Below are 17,038 nucleotides of genomic sequence, written 5' to 3' on the forward strand. Positions count from 1 at the left end.
GTGAGCACGCGCGAGCTTCCCACGTACTGCCGGATCTGTGAGCCCCTGTGCGGACTGATCGCCACCGTCGAGGACGGGAGGCTGATTCAGCTGCGCGCCGACAAGGAGCATCCGCTCTCCCGCGGCAATGCCTGCCCCAAGGGCATCGCCTTCACCGAGATCCAGAACGATCCGGACCGCGTGCTGTATCCGCTGCGGCGCACGGCATCCGGTGAGTTCGAGCGGATCTCCTGGGATACCGCGCTGGACGAGATCGGCGAGCGGCTGCGCGGGCTCATCGACGAGCACGGAATTCGCAGCCTCGGCTGGTATTTCGGCAATCCGTCCTCGTTCTCCTATTCACACACCCTGTGGATGCTGGGCTTCCAGATGGCCGCCGGGCTGACGCACGTGTATTCGGCGGGCTCCCAGGACATCAACAATCGGTTCGTCGCCAGTCAACTGCTCTACGGTTCGCTGACCACGGTGCCGGTGCCCGACCTGGACCGCACCGACTTCCTGCTCATGCTGGGCGCGAATCCGCTTGTCTCACACGGCAGTGCGATGAGCGTGCCGCGGGTGCGCGACAAGCTCACCGCCATCACCAGGCGCGGCGGCCGCGTGGTGGTGGTCGATCCGCGAAACACCGAGACGGCCAAGCTGTTCGAGCACGTCGGTGTGCGTGCGGACGGCGATGCCTGGCTGCTGGCCGCGTTGCTGCAGGTCATCTTCGACGAGGGCCTGGAGGACACCGAGGCGCTGCGTCGCCAGGCCACCGGGGCGCGCGAATTGCGCGACGCCGTAGCGCGATTCACCCCGGAGGCGACGGCCGAGATGACCGGTCTCGAACCCGATCGGGTGCGTGCCCTCGCCCGGGATCTGGCGCGCGCGGAGTCCGCCACCGTCTACGGCCGCACCGGCACCTGCCTGGGCCGCCACGCCACCCTGGTCGCCTTCCTCATCGACGCGCTGACCCTGGTCACCGGAAACCTCGACCGGCCGGGCGGTTCCGTCTTCGGCAAGGAGCTGGTGGCGGTCTCCAAGCTGAACGCCCGCCTCGGCCTGGTCGGCTACGACAAGAACCGTTCCCGCGTCGGCGGTTTCCCGGATGTGCTGGGCACCTTCCCGGCCGCCATCATGGCCAAGGAGATCACCACGCCCGGCCCGGGCCGCCTGCGCGCGCTGTTCACCTCGGCGGGCAATCCGGTCTCCTCGGTCCCGAACGGTCGCGAATTGGCTTCCGCCATGGAACAACTCGACCTGTTCGTTTCCATCGACATCTATGTCAACGACACCAACCGGATGGCCGACTACATCCTCCCGGCCACCACTTTCCTGGAGCGCGACGACATTCCGCTGCCGTTCACCGCGCTCTCCCCGACCCCGTACACCCAGTACACCGAGCGCGTGGTCGAACCGTACGGCGAGGCCCGCGAGGAGTGGCGGATCGTCGACGACATCGCGACCCGGATCGGCGTGCAGCCCTTCGCGACCGGACCGGCCCGGCCGGTCGGCCGCCTGCTGAGCGGGCTACGCCGCCGCGTGCCCCGCCTGCCCGCCCGGCCGACGCCGCAACTGCTGGTGGACATGGCCGTGCGCACCGGCCCGTACGGCGACCTGTTCGGCCTGCGCCGCGGCGGTCTCAGCCTGCGCATGCTGCGCCGCCACCCGCACGGCGTGGTGCTGGCCGACAGCATCACCACCGGCGTGCTGCGAGAGGTGGTGGCGCACAAGGGCGGTCGCGTGCACCTGGATCCCGACGAGATCATCGGCGAACTGCGCGGCCTCACCGACCGCCCGGCCGACCCCACCTATCCGCTGCGCGTCATCGGCCTGCGCGAGCTCAAGTCCCACAACTCGTGGATGCACAATGTCGAGCCGCTCATGCGCGGCGACCGCGAGCACGCCGCCCGCATCAACCCGAAGGACGCCGCGGCCGCGGGCATCCTGGACGGCGACCGCTGCCGCGTCACCTCGGCGCACGGTTCCATCGAGGTGACCGCCCGCCTCACCGGGGACATGACCGAGGGCACCGTCGCCATCCCGCACGGCTGGGGACACCGCGGCGGCTGGCAGCGCGCCAATGCCGCGGGCGGGGCGAACGTGAACGATTTGATGTCAACGGATCTGGCCGATGTGGAACGCCTCGCGGGCATGTCCAACCTGAACGGCATCCCGATCCGCCTGGACCCCGTCGCCTGACGCGGGGTCCGGTCAGTTGTCGTTCTCGAGGATCCGCTGCTTGATGGCCCGCGCCGCGGCCGTTGGGTCGTCGGCCTCGGTAATGGCCCGCACCACCACGATTCGGGTCGCACCCGCGGCCAGCACCTCGGGCAGGCGCTCGTCGTCGATGCCGCCGATGGCGAACCACGGCCGCTTGGTGTGCGAATCGGCGGTCGAGCGAACCAGTTCCAGGCCCGCGGGCGTGCGGCCCGGCTTGGTCGGGGTCGAGTAGACCGGGCCGGTGCAGAAGTAGTCGATGTGCTCGTCCACCGCGGCCAGCCCGGCCTGCGCGCGATTGTTGGTGGAGCGGCCCAGCACCACGTCGCCGCCCAGGATCTGGCGCGCGTACCAGGGCGGCAGGTCGCCCTGGCCCAGGTGCAGCACGTCGACTCCGGCGGCGAGCGCGATATCGGCGCGGTCGTTGCAGGCGACCAGCGCGCCGTGGCGGCGGGCGGCCGCCTTCAGTTCGGCCAGCGCACCCAGTTCGGCCTTGGCCTCGAGCGGGCCGAACTGCTTTTCCCCGCGCGAGCCCTTGTCGCGCAGCTGGATGATGTCGACGCCACCCGCCAGCGCGGCCTCGGCGAACTGCGCGAGGTCGCCGGTGTCGCGGCGGGCATCGGTGCACAGATAGAGGCGTGCGGTCGCGAGACGTTCCCGAGGGGATACCGGTCGGTTCGGGTGGGAGGGTTGCACAGCCTCGACGGTAGTCGCGCTACGGTGGTTGAGTCGAAACGACCCGTGGGAGCGCCTCGAGCTCGACGCCGCGCGACGCCCCCGGTGAATTTCCCGTTTCGAGACGTATATATGCAGGTCCCGGACGTCCCGGGTCGGGTTAGGTGGAGTCAATGCGGAGTGTGGCCGTCGTCGGCGGCGGAGTGATCGGTCTGTCGGCGGCCTGGAAGGCCGCCGGAGCTGGCTTTACCGTCACCCTCTTCGACCCGGCCGTCGGCTCCGGATCCTCCTGGGTGGCGGGCGGCATGCTCGCGCCCCTGTCGGAGGGCTGGCCCGGCGAGGACGAGGCCCTCGCCTTCGGCGCCGCCTCCCTGACCCGCTGGCCCGGCTTCGCCGCCGAACTGAAGGCGATCACCGGCACCGATGTCTTCGTCGCCGACGAGACCCTGACCGTCGCCCTCGACGCCGCCGACGCCGCGGACCTGCGCACCATCGCCGACTGGGTGAACGCCCGCGGCCACGAACTGCGCGTGCTGGACCGCGCCGGGGTGCGGGAAGCCGAACCGGGCCTGGGCCGCGCCGTCCGCGCCGGACTCCTCGCGGCCACCGAACCGGCCGTGGACAACCGCGCCCTGGTCGGCGCGCTCCGAACCGCCTGTGCCGCAGCCGGAGTCGAGTTCCGCGCCGAACGGGTCGAATCCCTCGCCGACTTGCCCCATGACCGCATCGTGCTCGCGACCGGAGCCGCCGCCGCGCAGCTGTGGCCCGGGCTGCCGATCCGCCCGGTGAAGGGCGAAATCCTGCGCCTGCGCCGCCGCCCCAGCGCACCCACCCCGCCGAAGCGCGTGATTCGCGCCCGCGTGCACGGCCGCCCGGTCTACCTGGTCCCGCGCGGCGACGGAATCGTGCTGGGCGCAACGCAATACGAGGTCGGCTTCGACGATGCCGTCACCGTGGCGGGCGTCCGCGACCTGGTCACCGACGCCGAGGCCGTGCTCCCCGGGATCGGCGAGTACGAATTCGCCGAGGCCATCGCGGGACACCGCCCCGGCTCGCCGGACAATCTGCCGCTCATCGGCTATCTCGACGACCGCGTGATCGTGGCGGCGGGCCACGGCCGCAACGGCATTCTCGACACCCCCGTCACCGCCGACGCCGTCCTCGCCCTGCTCGCCGATGCCGAGCTGCCCGAGGCCGCGTCCGCGCATCCGGCGCGGTTCACACGCGAATCCGCTACCGCTACACCGCTTCACCCAGGAGGAGTTCGATGACGATTCCGGTCGGCGTGACCGTGAACGGCCAGGACCACATGTTCCCCGAGCCGCTCACCGTGCGCGAGATGATGGAACGCCTGAACCTGCCGTGTCAGGGCGTGGCCCTGGCCATCGACGGCGCGGTCTTCCCCAAGTCCCGCTGGGACGAGCCGGTCGGCCGCGGCTGGGAGATCGAGGTGCTGACGGCGGTGCAGGGTGGCTAGCCCCGCAAGCCCGGTGACGCCGCTGGTCATCGCGGGCCGCGAATTCGGTTCACGGCTCATCATGGGCACCGGTGGCGCGGAGAACCTGGCCGTGCTGGAGGAGGCCCTGGTCGCCTCGGGCACCGAGCTCACCACGGTCGCCATGCGCCGGGTGGACGCCGCGGGCGGCACCGGCGTGCTCGACCTGCTCAAGCGCCTCGAGATCGCCCCGCTGCCCAATACCGCCGGCTGCCGCACCGCCGCCGAGGCCGTGCTCACCGCGCAGCTCGGCCGCGAGGCCCTCGAAACCGATTGGGTCAAGCTGGAAGTCATCGCCGACGAGCGCACCCTGCTGCCCGACGCCATCGAATTGGTCGCCGCCGCCGAGCAATTGGTGGACGACGGCTTCACCGTGCTGCCCTACACCACCGACGACCCGACCCTGGCCAAGCGCCTGGAGGACATCGGCTGCGCCGCGGTCATGCCGCTGGGCTCGCCCATCGGCACCGGCCTGGGCATCGGCAATCCGCACAATATCGAGATGATCGTGGCCGCCGCGGGCGTCCCGGTGATCCTCGACGCGGGCATCGGCACCGCCAGCGATGCCGCCCTGGCCATGGAACTCGGCTGCTCGGCCGTGCTTTTGGCGACCGCGGTCACCCGCGCCCGGCGGCCCGCGCTGATGGCCGCCGCCATGGCCCGCGCCGTCGAGGGCGGTTGGCTGGCCCGCGAGGCCGGTCGCATCCCGAAGCGTTTCTGGGCGCAGGCGTCTTCCCCCGGATTCTGAACCCGGGGTCCGCTCCGGGCCGTAGTCATCCCTGAGGATGAGCGACGCGCGACCAAATAGCGATAGTGCGCGCTCCGATTGTGGGGAAGACTGGTCGTCATGATCGAACTGAGAGGTCTGACCAAGCACTACGGCCAGACGGTTGCGGTGTCGGATCTGTCCTTCACGGTTCAACCGGGGCAGGTGACCGGCTTCCTCGGCCCGAACGGGGCGGGCAAGTCGACCACCATGCGCATGATCCTGGGGCTGGACACACCGACCTCCGGGACCGCGCTCATCAATGGCAAGCCGTACCAGGAGCTGAAGAAGCCCCTCGAAACCGTCGGCGCGCTGCTGGACGCGAAATGGGTGCACCCCAATCGTTCCGCGCGCTCGCATCTGCGCTGGATGGCCGCCTCCAATGACATTCCGCAGTCCCGGGTCGAGGAGGTGCTGCGCCTGGTCGGCCTCACCGAGGTGGCCGGCAAGAGCGCGGGCGGCTTCTCCCTGGGCATGTCGCAGCGGCTCGGCCTGGCCGGGGCCCTGCTCGGCGATCCGCAGGTGCTGCTGTTCGACGAACCCGTGAACGGCCTGGATCCCGAGGGCATCCTGTGGATCCGCCGCTTCATGCAGCGGCTGGCCGCCGAGGGCCGCACCGTGCTGGTGTCGAGCCACCTGCTCAGCGAAATGGCGCAGACCGCCGAACATCTCGTGGTGATCGGCCGGGGCAAGCTCATCGCCGACACCACCACAAAGGATTTCATCGAGAAGGCGTCGGAACAGTCTGTGCGCGTGCGCAGTCCGCAGCTGGATCAGCTGCGCAGCCTGCTCACCTCCAACGGCATGACCGTGCGCGAGGACGGCGCGGAATCCGACGGCCCGGCCCTGGTCGTGGCCGGTGTCACCAGTGACGCGGTCGGAAAACTGGCCGGCGCCAACGACATCACGCTCTACGAGCTCTCCCCGCAGCGCGCCTCGCTGGAGGAGGCGTTCATGCGCATGACCGGAGGCGCGGTGCAGTACCACGGCGAAGGCTTCGATCAGGTTATGGGAGGTGCGCTCTGATGGGAGTGCTGACCGCGGAACGTATCAAGCTCACCTCGACCCGTTCGCCGTGGTGGTGCTCGGCCATCGTGGTGGTGCTGGGCATCGGCCTGGCGGTGCTGGCGGCGGCGGTGGCGCGCTCGGCCAAGGGCGAGCACACCCACGTCTACACCGTCTCCGACGCGGTGTCGGGGGTGAGCGGTTTCGGCGTGCTGGTCCTGATGATCATGGCGACGCTGTCGGTGACCAGCGAGTACCGCTTCGGCGTCATCCGCACGTCCTTCCTGGCCACGCCGAACCGCACCCGGGTCATCACGGCCAAATCGATCCTGCTGGCGGTGTACGCCACCGTGCTGACCGCGGTGCTGAGCGTGCTCGCCTATGTGCTCTTCCGTGCCATCTACGGCTCCGGACCCGGCCTGGAACTGTCGACCTCCGAGGAGTGGCGAGCCCTGATCGGGGTGCCGGTCTACGCCCTGCTGTGCGCCGTGCTGGCGATAGCTGTAGGTGTGCTGGTGCGCCAGTCCGCGGCCGCGATCTCCATCCTGCTGCTGTGGCCGCTCATCATCGAGACCCTGCTGAGCTCGTTCGGCAGTTTCGGCCGCAATGTGGGCCCACTGTTGCCTTTTCACAACGCGCAGCGATTCTTCACCATGGGAGATGTCTCGGGGAACTGGCACTGGGGCGCGTGGGGGAGCCTGATCTACTTCGCGATCTTCGTCGGATTGATCTTCGGGGCGGCGATATTCGTGGTAAATAAGCGCGACGCGTAACGCGTCGCAGAGACCCTGCCCGGGGAGCCGCCGGCCACTGCCCGGCCCGGCGGCACGCATCGGCCCGATACGGATTTCCGTATCGGGCCGATGTAATTCTCGAGCAGGGGGTTAAGGCTGTGTGAGAACTTTCCCGTCCGGCCGGATTCTTCTGGTCACCGGACCTGATGGTCTGTAGCATCGCCTCAGCAACCAAAACACTCAAACATCGGCGGGTCCAACGAAGTGGCCGCTAGCACCGATCGGGAGGTGTCAGGTGGCAATCATTAATCCATCCCATGACGGAGCGCTGGGATACGCTCTGGGCGTGAGCGAACGACCCTCCGACGGCGGTGAACGCGCCAACGACGCGAACCGCACGGACGGACTGGGAACCGATCGCAACCGGTCGCGGGACGCGGCCGGCAGCCGGGCGCGGGAACCCCGCATCGACCCGGATGTGGTCATCCCCCTGATCCCCGCCGAACTCTCCGAGGACAGCGACGATTCCGCGGGCCAGCCCCGCCGTCGCGGCCGCTTTCCCGGTCAGATCTCGGCCCTGGTCAATGCCGCCAATCAGCGCGGCGACATCATCGGCGTCATCCGCAAGGCCCGCGAGAACCTGCCCGGCGATCCCGCCTTCGGTGACCCGCTGTCCATCTCCGGTCCCGGCGGGGTGCGCGCGGTGGCCCGCGCGGCGGACAAGCTGGTCGGCGATTCGCCCAGTGCCGCACGCGAATTGGGGCTGGGCGCCATGCAGGTCTGGCAGGCCATGCTGGAGCGGGTCGGCAAGGGCCGCGGCGCGCAGGAGATCACCATCATGTTCACCGATCTGGTGGCGTTCTCGAGCTGGTCGCTGACGGTCGGCGACGAGGTGACGCTGGATCTGCTGCGCCGGGTGGCCAAGGCCATCGAGCCGCCGATCGTGGATCGCGGCGGCCAGGTGGTCAAGCGCATGGGCGACGGTGTGATGGCCATCTTCCCGTCCGCGGATCGCGCGGTGCGGGCCGCGGTGGCCGCCAAGGAGAATCTGACGGCGGTGTCGGTGGACGGCTATCGTCCGCAGATGCGCCTGGGCATGCACACCGGCAGCCCGCGCGAGATCGGCGGCGACTGGCTCGGCATCGACGTGAATATCGCCGCGCGCGTGATGGAGGCGGGCGGCAATGGCAACACCATGCTCTCGGGCGCGACGCTGGACGCGCTGAAGCCGGAGACCCTCGAGGAACTCGGCCTGGGCATCAAGCCCTACCGCCGCAGCTTCTTCGCGGCGCCGTTGAGCGGTGTGCCGGAGGATCTGCGAATCTTCCGCCTCGAAGCGGAATAAGGGGTTTCAGGGGAAGCCCCCTGACGGTCAGCTCGTCATGTAGAGAATCGCGCCCACCGCCGCGAGGACGCCGCAGGCGCCGAGCGCGATGGCTACCGGGCGCGAGTTCTTGAACAGCGAATAGGCCCCGCCGAGCAGGAATCCGGCGAGGGCGAGCAGCACGATCGCGGTGACGTCTGTGGACACGCGATCAGTCTGCCTGACAGTTGCCGCGACACCGGGCACCGGTCCCCACCTGGGATTCTTCCAAATAACAAGCACGCGGGCTTGCTTTTTTCGGGGGTGGATGTGACCCTGTAACCGACCGCAGCGCCGAGGCTGCGCCGGCTGCGCCCATGACAAGAGTGGGTGTGCACAGGAGGCCCTTCATGAGTCAGCTCGCCGACACTCCGGATGTCATCCGGATCGGCAACTGTTCCGGGTTCTACGGCGATCGATCGAGCGCCATGCGGGAGATGCTCGAGGGCGGGCAGCTCGACGTATTGACCGGGGACTATCTGGCCGAGCTCACCATGCTGATCCTGGGGCGGGATCGCATGAAGGATCCGAATCTCGGGTACGCCAAGACCTTTGTGAAGCAGTTGGAGAGCAGTCTCGGGCTCGCTCTCGACCAGGGCGTGAAGATCGTCGTGAACGCGGGCGGGCTGAATCCCGCGGGGCTGGCGCGGCGCATTTCCGAGGTGGCCGAAAAGCTGGGCCTGGCACCGGAAGTCGCGTATGTGACCGGTGACGATCTGCTGCCGCGGGCCGCCGAGCTCGGGCTGGGCACGCCGCTCACGGCCAATGCCTACCTGGGCGCGTGGGGCATCGCCGCGGGGCTGAACGCGGGCGCGGACATCGTGGTGACCGGGCGCGTCACCGACGCCTCGCTGGTGGTGGGACCGGCCGCCGCGCACTTCGGCTGGGGCCGAACCGATTACGACGCGCTGGCCGGGGCCGTGGTGGCGGGGCACGTGATCGAGTGCAGCACGCAGGCCACCGGCGGCAACTATGCCTTCTTCACCGAGATCGCCGATATGGGCCGGCCGGGCTTCCCGATCGCCGAGGTGCGGCGCGACGGCAGCAGTGTGATCACCAAGCACGCGGGCACCGGCGGCGCGGTCACCGTGGACACGGTGAAAGCCCAGCTCATGTACGAGATTCAGGGCGCGCGCTACGCGGGCCCGGATGTGACCACGCGCCTGGACACCATCGAGGTGAGCCAGCAGGGCCCGGATCGGGTGCTGATCAGCGGGGTCACCGGTGAGGCGCCGCCGCCGCGCACCAAGGTGTCGATCAATACCATCGGCGGCTTCCGCAACGAGATGGAATTCATCCTCACCGGCCTGGATATCGAGGCCAAAGCCGCACTGGCGCAGCGACAGCTGGAGTCCTGGCTGCCGCAGCGGCCCGCCGAACTGGACTGGACCCTGGCCCGGCTGGATCGGCCGGACGCCGAGACCGAGGAGCAGGCCAGCGCGCTGTTGCGGTGTGTGGTGCGCGATCCCGATCCGAACAAGGTGGGGCGCGCCTTCTCGAGTGTCGCGGTGGAATTGGCGCTGGCCAGCTACGCGGGCTTCTCGCTGACCTCGCCGCCCGGAAACGGCGGCCCGTACGGCGTTTTCAAGCCGGGCTACGTGGATTCGGCCCTGGTCCCGCACAAGGTCGTCCTGCCGAACGGCGACGAGGCCGACATCGTGCCCGCCGCCGAGACGCTGGAATTGGCCGAGGTCGCGGAACCGCTACTGCCGCAGCCGCTTCCGGTGGGCGAGACCAAGCGGGTGCCGCTGGGCACCATCGCGCTGGCCCGCAGCGGCGACAAGGGCGGCAACGCCAATATCGGCGTCTGGGTGCGCACCGACGAGCAGTGGCGCTGGCTGGTGCACGCGCTGACCGTCGACGAGCTGCGCCTGCTGCTGCCCGAGACCGCCAAACTGCCCGTCACCCGGCACGTGCTGCCGAAGCTGCGGGCGCTGAACTTCATTGTCGAGGGTCTGCTCGGGGAGGGCGTGGCCTATCAGGCGCGCTTCGATCCGCAGGCCAAGGGGCTCGGGGAATGGCTGCGGGCCCGGCACATCGAAATTCCTGTGGAGTTGCTGCCATGAGCTATGTGAATCCCTGGAGCACGCCGGAGCGACGCGAATTACGCGCCACCGTGCGCGGTTTCGCCGAACGCGAGGTGCTGCCGTACCTCGACGAGTGGGAGCGGGCGGGGGAGATCCCGCGCGATCTGCACAAGAAGGCGGGCGCGCTGGGACTGCTGGGCATCCAATTCCCCGAAGCCGTGGGCGGTTCCGGCGGCGACGGCATCGACGCGGCCATCGTGTGCGAGGAGATGCACTACGCGGGCTGCTCGGGCGGGCTGTTCGCCTCGCTGTTCACGTGCGGGATCGCGGTGCCGCACATCGTCGCGTCCGGGAATCCCGAGCACATCGAGCGCTGGGTGAAGCCGACGCTGGCGGGGGAGAAGATCGGTTCGCTGGCCATTACCGAGCCGGGCGGCGGGTCGGATGTCGGGCATCTGCGCACCAGCGCGGTGCGGGATGGCGACGAGTTCATCGTGAACGGAGCCAAGACCTTCATCACCTCGGGCGTGCGCGCCGACTACGTGGTGACCGCCGTGCGCACGGGTGGCTCCGGCGCGGCCGGTGTTTCGCTGCTGGTGGTGGAGAAGGGCACGCCCGGATTCACGGTCAGCCGCAAGCTGGAGAAGATGGGCTGGCTGGCCTCCGATACCGCCGAGCTGTCGTATGTGGATGTGCGGGTGCCGGTTTCGAATCTGGTCGGCCCGGAGAACTCCGGATTCTCCCAGATCGCACAGGCTTTCGTGAGCGAGCGGGTGGGTCTGGCCGCGCAGGCGTACGGGCACGCGCAGCGCTGCCTGGACCTGACGCTGCAGTGGTGCCGGGATCGCGAGACCTTCGGCCGCCCGCTGATCAGCCGCCAGGCCGTGCAGAACACCCTGTCCGAGATGGCGCGTCGCATAGATGTCGCCCGCGTCTACACCCATCATGTGGTGGAGCGCGCCGCGCACGGGGAGACCGATCTGATCGCCGAGGTCTGCTTCGCCAAGAACACCGCCGTAGAAACGGCCGAATGGGTCGCGCACCAGGCCGTGCAGCTCTTCGGCGGCCTCGGCTACATGCGTGAGTCCGAGGTCGAACGCCATTACCGGGATGTCCGAATCCTGGGCATCGGCGGCGGCACCAACGAGATCCTGACCAGCCTCGCGGCCAAGCGATTGGGGTTCCAGTCTTGAGTATTCTGCGCACTTCCGTAGACCCGAATTCGGCGGACTATCAGGCCGCCGCCGAGGCCATGACCGGCAAGCTCGCCGAGGTGGAGGCCGAGTACGCCAAGAACATCGCGGGCGGCGGCCCGGACAAGATGGCGCGGCATCGCAAGCGCGGCAAGCTGACCGCGCGCGAGCGCATCGAGCTGCTCATCGACGAGGATTCGCCGTTCCTGGAGCTGGCCCCGCTGGCCGCCTGGGGCAGCGACTTCCACGTGGGCGCGAGCGTGATCGCGGGCATCGGCATTGTCGAGGGCGTCGAGTGCATGATCGTGGCGCCGGATCCGACCGTGCGCGGCGGCACCTCGAATCCGTGGACGCTGCGGAAGAACCTGCGCATGAACGACATCGCGCTGGAGAACCGGCTGCCGGTGATCGGGCTGGTGGAGTCGGGCGGCGCGGATCTGCCGACGCAGAAAGAGGTCTTCGTTCCCGGCGGGCGCATGTTCCGGGACCTGACCCGGCTCTCGGCGGCCGGAATCCCCACCATCGCACTGGTTTTCGGCAATTCGACCGCCGGTGGCGCGTACATCCCGGGCATGTCGGACTACACGGTCATGATCAAGGAGCGCTCCAAGGTGTTCCTGGGCGGGCCGCCGCTGGTGAAGATGGCCACCGGTGAGGAATCCGACGACGAGTCGCTGGGTGGTGCCGAAATGCACGCTCGGGTATCGGGTTTGGCGGATTACCTGGCCGTGGACGAGCAGGACGCGATCCGGCTGGGCCGGTCCATCGTCAAGCGCCTGAACTGGCAGAAGCAGGGTCCGGCGGCGCGTCCGGTCGATCAGGTCATCGAGCCGCTCTACGACCAGGAGGAGCTGCTCGGCATCGTGCCGGGCGATCTCAAGATCCCGTTCGATCCGCGCGAGGTCATCGCCCGCGTGGTGGACGGCTCCGACTTCGACGAGTTCAAGCCGCTCTACGGTTCCAGCCTGGTCACGGGATGGGCGGAGCTGCACGGGTATCCGGTCGGCATCCTCGCCAACGCGCGCGGCGTGCTGTTCTCCGAGGAAGCGCAGAAGGCCGCGCAGTTCATTCAGCTGGCCAACCAGAAGAACACGCCACTGCTGTTCCTGCACAACACCACCGGCTACATGGTCGGCAAGGAGTACGAGCAGAAGGGCATCATCAAGCACGGCGCGATGATGATCAACGCGGTCTCGAACTCGAAGGTCCCGCACATCTCGCTGCTCATGGGCGCCTCCTACGGCGCCGGGCACTACGGCATGTGCGGTCGCGCCTACGATCCGCGCTTCGTCTTCGCCTGGCCCAGTGCGAAATCCGCCGTCATGGGCGGTGCGCAGCTGGCGGGTGTCATCTCCATCGTGGGCCGGGCCGCCAACGAGGCGCGCGGCATCCCGTTCAACGAGGAGCAGGACGCCGGGCTGCGCGCCATGATCGAGGCGCAGATCGAGGCCGAATCGCTGCCCATGTTCATGTCGGGCCGCCTCTACGACGACGGCGTCATCGATCCCCGCGACACCCGCACGGTATTGGGAATGGCCTTGTCCGCCATTCACAATGCCCCGATCAAGGGCGCCGAGGGCTTCGGCGTCTTCCGGATGTGAGGCCCGATATGAGCATCACCAACGTTCTGGTCGCCAACCGTGGCGAGATCGCGCGACGGGTTTTCGCCACCTGCCGTCGCATGGGCATCGCGACCACCGCGGTCTATTCGGATGCCGACGCGAACGCTCCGCACGTGGCCGAGGCCGATGCGGCGATCCGCCTGCCCGGCAATACCCCCGGTGAGACCTACCTGCGCGGCGAGTTGATCATCGAGGCCGCGCTGGCCGCCGGTGCCGACGCCATCCACCCCGGTTACGGATTCCTTTCCGAGAACGCCGAATTCGCACAGGCCGTGCAGGCCGCCGGACTCACCTGGATCGGCCCGCCGGTCGCGGCCATCGAGCAGATGGGCTCCAAGGTCGAGTCCAAGAAGATGATGGACGCCGCCGGAGTTCCCGTCTTGAAGCAACTGGACCCGGCCGAGGTCACCGCCGACATGCTGCCGGTGCTGATCAAGGCGTCCGCCGGTGGTGGCGGTCGCGGCATGCGCGTGGTGCGCGATGTCGCGGATCTGAACGATCAGATCGAGGCCGCGCAGCGGGAAGCCCAGTCCGCCTTCGGCGATCCGACCGTGTTCTGCGAGCGCTACCTGGAGACCGGCCGCCACATCGAGGTGCAGGTCATGGCCGACACCCACGGGACGGTGTGGGCGGTCGGCGAGCGCGAGTGCTCGATTCAGCGCCGCCATCAGAAGGTGGTCGAGGAGGCTCCGTCGCCGCTGGTCGAGAAGATCGACGGGATGCGGGCGCGGCTGTTCGAGGCGGCCCGGCTGGCGTCGGAGGCCATCGGTTACGAGGGTGCTGGCACCGTCGAATTCCTGGCCGACGAGAAGGGCGACTTCTTCTTCCTGGAGATGAATACCCGTCTGCAGGTGGAACATCCGGTCACCGAGCAGGTCACCGGCCTGGATCTGGTGCGCCTGCAGTTGCAGGTCGCGGCCGGTCGCCCGCTGCCCGCGCGGCAGCCGGAGATGCGCGGCCACTCCATCGAGGTGCGGCTGTACGCCGAGGATCCCGCGCACGACTGGCAGCCGCAGTCCGGTCCGGTGCACAAGCTCGACATCCCGGGCACCCTGGGCGAATTCACCGTGCTGACCGAGCCGGGTGTGCGCCTGGACACCGGTGTGGTGGACGGTTCGGTGGTCGGGGTGCACTACGACCCGATGCTGTCGAAGGTCATCTCCTTCGCCGACACCCGCGACGAGGCCGCGCACCTGCTGGCGAGCGCGTTGCAGCGGGCCAACATTCACGGCCTGGTCACCAACCGCGATCTGCTGGTGCGGGTGCTGCGGCATCCGGCGTTCCTGGCGGGCGACACCGATACCGCGTTCTTCGCGACGCACGATCTCGAAAATCTCTCCGCCCCACTGGTGTCCGAGGACGACGAGAAGCTGGCGATCGTCGCGGCCGCGCTGTCCGACGCCGCCGCCAATCGGCAGTCGGCCCGGATCGGCCGCGGCCTGCCCAGCGGCTGGCGCAATCTGCCGTCGCAGCCGCAGTCCAAATCCTACGAATCCCGGCTGACCGGCAAGCACGAGGTGCGCTACCGCCTCACCCGCGCCGGACTCGAGGTCGAGGGCCGGGACGGGCTCGAATTGGTCGAGGCCACACCGGATCTGGTGATTCTCCAGGTGCCCGGCGAACGCGGTCCGGTGCGCCGCCGCTTCGAGATCGCCCGCTACGGCGACCTGGTGGCGGTCGACTCCCCGCTCGGCCCGGTGGCCGTGCGTCGCCTGCCGCGCTTCGAGGATCCGGCCGACCAGGTGGCGGAGGGTTCGCTGCTGGCCCCGATGCCGGGCGCGGTCATCCGCCTGGGCGCGGCGGTCGGCGATCGGGTCGAGAAGGGCCAGCCGATCCTGTGGCTGGAGGCGATGAAGATGGAGCACACCATTGCCGCGCCCGCCGCGGGCGTCCTCGCCGAATTGAACGTTTCCGCCGGCCAGCAGGTCGAGGTCGGCGCAGTTTTGGCCATCGTGCACAGCGAAGAAGCCACCGCGCAGAGCGAAGAGCAGGAGTAGGCAATGAGTTTCATCGAAACCGACGAGCAGAAGGCGCTGCGCGCGGCGGTGGCCAAACTGGCCGCCAAGTACAACTTCCGCGACTACGCGGGTCCGAAGGCGCGCCGCAACGAGCCCTTCGACGAGCTCTGGGACGAGGCGGGCAAGCTCGGCTTCCTGGGCGTGAACCTGCCCGAGGAGTACGGCGGCGGTGGCGCGGGCATCTACGAACTCGCCCTCGTGCAGGAGGAATTGGCGGCGCAGGGCTGCGGTCTGCTGCTCATGGTGGTCTCGCCCGCCATCTGCGGCACCATCATCACCAAGTACGGCACCGAGGCGCAGAAGCAGGAGTGGCTGACCAAGCTGGCCGACGGCAGCGGCAAGATGGTCTTCGGTATCACCGAGCCGGACGCGGGCTCCAACTCGCACAAGATCACCACCACCGCGCGGCGCGACGGCGAGGACTGGATCCTCAACGGCCGCAAGATCTTCATCTCCGGCGTGGACCAGGCCGAGGCCGTGCTCATCGTGGCGCGCTCGGAGAACGCCAAGACCGGCAACCTGCAGCCCGCGCTGTTCATCGTCCCCGTCGACACCCCCGGCTTCGTGAAGACGAAGCAGGAGATGGACATCATCGAGCCGGACAACCAGTTCACGCTGTTCCTCGACGAGGTCCGGCTGCCCGCCACCGCCCTGGTCGGCCAGGAGGACGCGGCCATCGCGCAGCTGTTCGCGGGGCTGAACCCGGAGCGGATCATGGGCGCGGCCATGGCGGTCGGCATGGGCCGCTACGCCATCGACGCGGCGGTGAAGTACGCCAAGGAGCGCGCGGTGTGGAAGGGCGCGCCGATCGGCTCGCACCAGGGCATCTCGCATCCGCTGGCCCAGGTGAAGATCGAGCTGGAACTGGCCAAGGTCATGATGCAGAAGGCCGCGTTCCTCTACGACTCCGGCGACGACTTCGGTGCCGCCGAGGCCGCCAATATGGCGAAATACGCTGCGGCCGAGGCCAGTATCAAGGCCCTCGATCAGGCGATCCAGACCCACGGCGGCTCCGGCCTGACCTCCGATGTCGGCCTGGCGGGCATGCTGGCCGCCGCCCGCATCGCCCGGGTCGCCCCGGTCAGCCGCGAGATGATCCTGAACTTCGTCGCGCAGCATTCGCTGGGATTGCCGAGGTCCTACTGATGAGCGACGCGCCCGCGGGCCCGTTCGTCCGCTACGAGGTGGCGGACGGATTCGCCACGCTCACACTGGATTCCCCGCACAACCGCAACGCGCTGTCGTCGCGGCTGGTGTCGGAATTGCTCGAAGGCCTGGGCCGGGCGGCCGCCGACGACGCCGTGCGCGGCGTGGTGCTCACCCACACCGGCAACACCTTCTGCGCGGGCGCGGATCTCAAGGAGGCGGTGGACGCCGACCCGGCGGCCGCCGCCGATATCCGCACCCGCTGGATGATCTCGGTGCTGCGCGACATCCTAGCCATGCCGAAACCCGTTGTGGCGCAGGTGAACGGCAATGTGCGGGCGGGCGGCATGGGCATCATCGCCGCCTGCGATCTGGTGGTCGCCGGGCCGGAGAGCAGTTTCGGCCTGACCGAGGTGCGCATCGGCCTGGCCCCGTTCATGATCTCGCTGACCCTGCTGCCCCGCATGTCCCCGCGGGCGGCGGCGCGCTACTTCTCGACCGGCGAGATCTTCGACGCCGCCGAGGCCGAACGGGTCGGCCTGGTCACCGTGGTGGCCGCGGACCCGGCCGCCGAGACCGCCCGCCTGCGCGGCGAACTGCGCAAGGGCGCGCCGCAGGGCCTGGCCGAGGCCAAGGCGCTCGTCAATGCCGAGCTGCTGGCCGCCTTCGACCGGTCCGCCGAGGACCTGGCCAAGCGTTCGGCGAGCTTCTTCGGCACGCCGGAGGTGATCGAGGGCATCACCGCGTTCATGCAGCGCCGCCCGGCGAGTTGGGCGGAATAGACAACTCGGCAGA

The 17,038-nt window shown here is 69.1% G+C and carries 15 protein-coding genes; 13 read left to right on the forward strand and 2 right to left on the reverse strand.

All coding sequences use genetic code 11. The annotated features are described in order from the left end of the window. On the forward strand, nucleotides 1-2,181 hold the full coding sequence (locus tag ACAM49_RS12880) for a molybdopterin-dependent oxidoreductase (protein WP_369635706.1): 2,181 nt from the start codon (nucleotides 1-3) through the stop codon (nucleotides 2,179-2,181). A gap of 12 nt (nucleotides 2,182-2,193) precedes the next feature. On the opposite strand, the gene thiE is transcribed toward ACAM49_RS12880, so the two are convergent. Next, nucleotides 2,194-2,895 (reverse strand): thiamine phosphate synthase, encoded by a 702-nt coding sequence (gene thiE / locus ACAM49_RS12885; RefSeq protein WP_369635707.1) that lies wholly within the window; start codon nucleotides 2,893-2,895, stop codon nucleotides 2,194-2,196. A gap of 152 nt (nucleotides 2,896-3,047) precedes the next feature. On the opposite strand from thiE, the gene thiO reads away from it, so the two are divergent. From thiO to ACAM49_RS12915, 6 genes are all read left to right on the forward strand, one after another. Next, the gene (thiO, locus tag ACAM49_RS12890) at nucleotides 3,048-4,145 is read left to right on the forward strand and encodes a glycine oxidase ThiO (protein ID WP_369635708.1); all 1,098 of its coding nucleotides are present in this window, start codon (nucleotides 3,048-3,050) and stop codon (nucleotides 4,143-4,145) included. After that, the gene (gene thiS, locus ACAM49_RS12895; protein ID WP_369635709.1) at nucleotides 4,142-4,351 is read left to right on the forward strand and encodes a sulfur carrier protein ThiS; all 210 of its coding nucleotides are present in this window, start codon (nucleotides 4,142-4,144) and stop codon (nucleotides 4,349-4,351) included. Before thiO ends, thiS begins: the two co-directional genes overlap by 4 nt. Beyond that, complete coding sequence (locus tag ACAM49_RS12900; RefSeq protein WP_369635710.1) at nucleotides 4,344-5,117, forward strand: thiazole synthase; 774 nt, start codon at nucleotides 4,344-4,346, stop codon at nucleotides 5,115-5,117. The genes thiS and ACAM49_RS12900 overlap by 8 nt, the downstream gene beginning before the upstream one ends. Before the next feature lie 99 nt (nucleotides 5,118-5,216). Beyond that, a complete protein-coding gene (locus tag ACAM49_RS12905; RefSeq protein ID WP_369635711.1) occupies nucleotides 5,217-6,161 on the forward strand; it encodes an ABC transporter ATP-binding protein in 945 nt (314 codons plus the stop codon). After that, a complete protein-coding gene (locus tag ACAM49_RS12910; RefSeq protein ID WP_369635712.1) occupies nucleotides 6,161-6,913 on the forward strand; it encodes an ABC transporter permease in 753 nt (250 codons plus the stop codon). The genes ACAM49_RS12905 and ACAM49_RS12910 overlap by 1 nt, the downstream gene beginning before the upstream one ends. A gap of 529 nt (nucleotides 6,914-7,442) precedes the next feature. Then, a complete protein-coding gene (locus ACAM49_RS12915; RefSeq protein ID WP_369635731.1) occupies nucleotides 7,443-8,219 on the forward strand; it encodes an adenylate/guanylate cyclase domain-containing protein in 777 nt (258 codons plus the stop codon). A 27-nt stretch (nucleotides 8,220-8,246) separates the two neighbouring features. Here the strand turns inward: ACAM49_RS12915 and ACAM49_RS12920 are convergent, their stop codons facing one another. Continuing rightward, on the reverse strand, nucleotides 8,247-8,405 hold the full coding sequence (locus ACAM49_RS12920; RefSeq protein WP_369635713.1) for a hypothetical protein: 159 nt from the start codon (nucleotides 8,403-8,405) through the stop codon (nucleotides 8,247-8,249). A 182-nt stretch (nucleotides 8,406-8,587) separates the two neighbouring features. Between ACAM49_RS12920 and ACAM49_RS12925 the strand changes: the two genes are divergently transcribed. The 6 genes from ACAM49_RS12925 to ACAM49_RS12950 are packed head-to-tail and all read left to right on the forward strand — an operon-like array spanning nucleotide 8,588 to nucleotide 17,025. Further along, entirely contained in the window at nucleotides 8,588-10,303 is a 1,716-nt protein-coding gene (locus ACAM49_RS12925; RefSeq protein ID WP_369635714.1) for an acyclic terpene utilization AtuA family protein, read from the forward strand. Nucleotides 10,304-10,308: 5 nt separating this feature from the next. Next, entirely contained in the window at nucleotides 10,309-11,457 is a 1,149-nt protein-coding gene (locus tag ACAM49_RS12930) for an acyl-CoA dehydrogenase family protein (protein ID WP_369635732.1), read from the forward strand. Next, nucleotides 11,454-13,058, forward strand: coding sequence for an acyl-CoA carboxylase subunit beta (locus ACAM49_RS12935; protein ID WP_369635715.1), 1,605 nt, complete (start codon nucleotides 11,454-11,456; stop codon nucleotides 13,056-13,058). Before ACAM49_RS12930 ends, ACAM49_RS12935 begins: the two co-directional genes overlap by 4 nt. An 8-nt stretch (nucleotides 13,059-13,066) precedes the next feature. Then, on the forward strand, nucleotides 13,067-15,076 hold the full coding sequence (locus tag ACAM49_RS12940) for a biotin carboxylase N-terminal domain-containing protein (protein WP_369635716.1): 2,010 nt from the start codon (nucleotides 13,067-13,069) through the stop codon (nucleotides 15,074-15,076). Between the two features lie 3 nt (nucleotides 15,077-15,079). Next, nucleotides 15,080-16,243, forward strand: a complete 1,164-nt coding sequence (locus ACAM49_RS12945) for an acyl-CoA dehydrogenase family protein (RefSeq protein WP_369635717.1) — start codon at nucleotides 15,080-15,082, stop codon at nucleotides 16,241-16,243. Next, nucleotides 16,243-17,025, forward strand: a complete 783-nt coding sequence (locus ACAM49_RS12950) for an enoyl-CoA hydratase family protein (protein ID WP_369635718.1) — start codon at nucleotides 16,243-16,245, stop codon at nucleotides 17,023-17,025. Before ACAM49_RS12945 ends, ACAM49_RS12950 begins: the two co-directional genes overlap by 1 nt. Nucleotides 17,026-17,038: the final 13 nt, after the last annotated feature.

The sequence above is a fragment of the Nocardia sp. JMUB6875 genome (assembly GCF_041154655.1).
Classification (GTDB): domain Bacteria; phylum Actinomycetota; class Actinomycetes; order Mycobacteriales; family Mycobacteriaceae; genus Nocardia.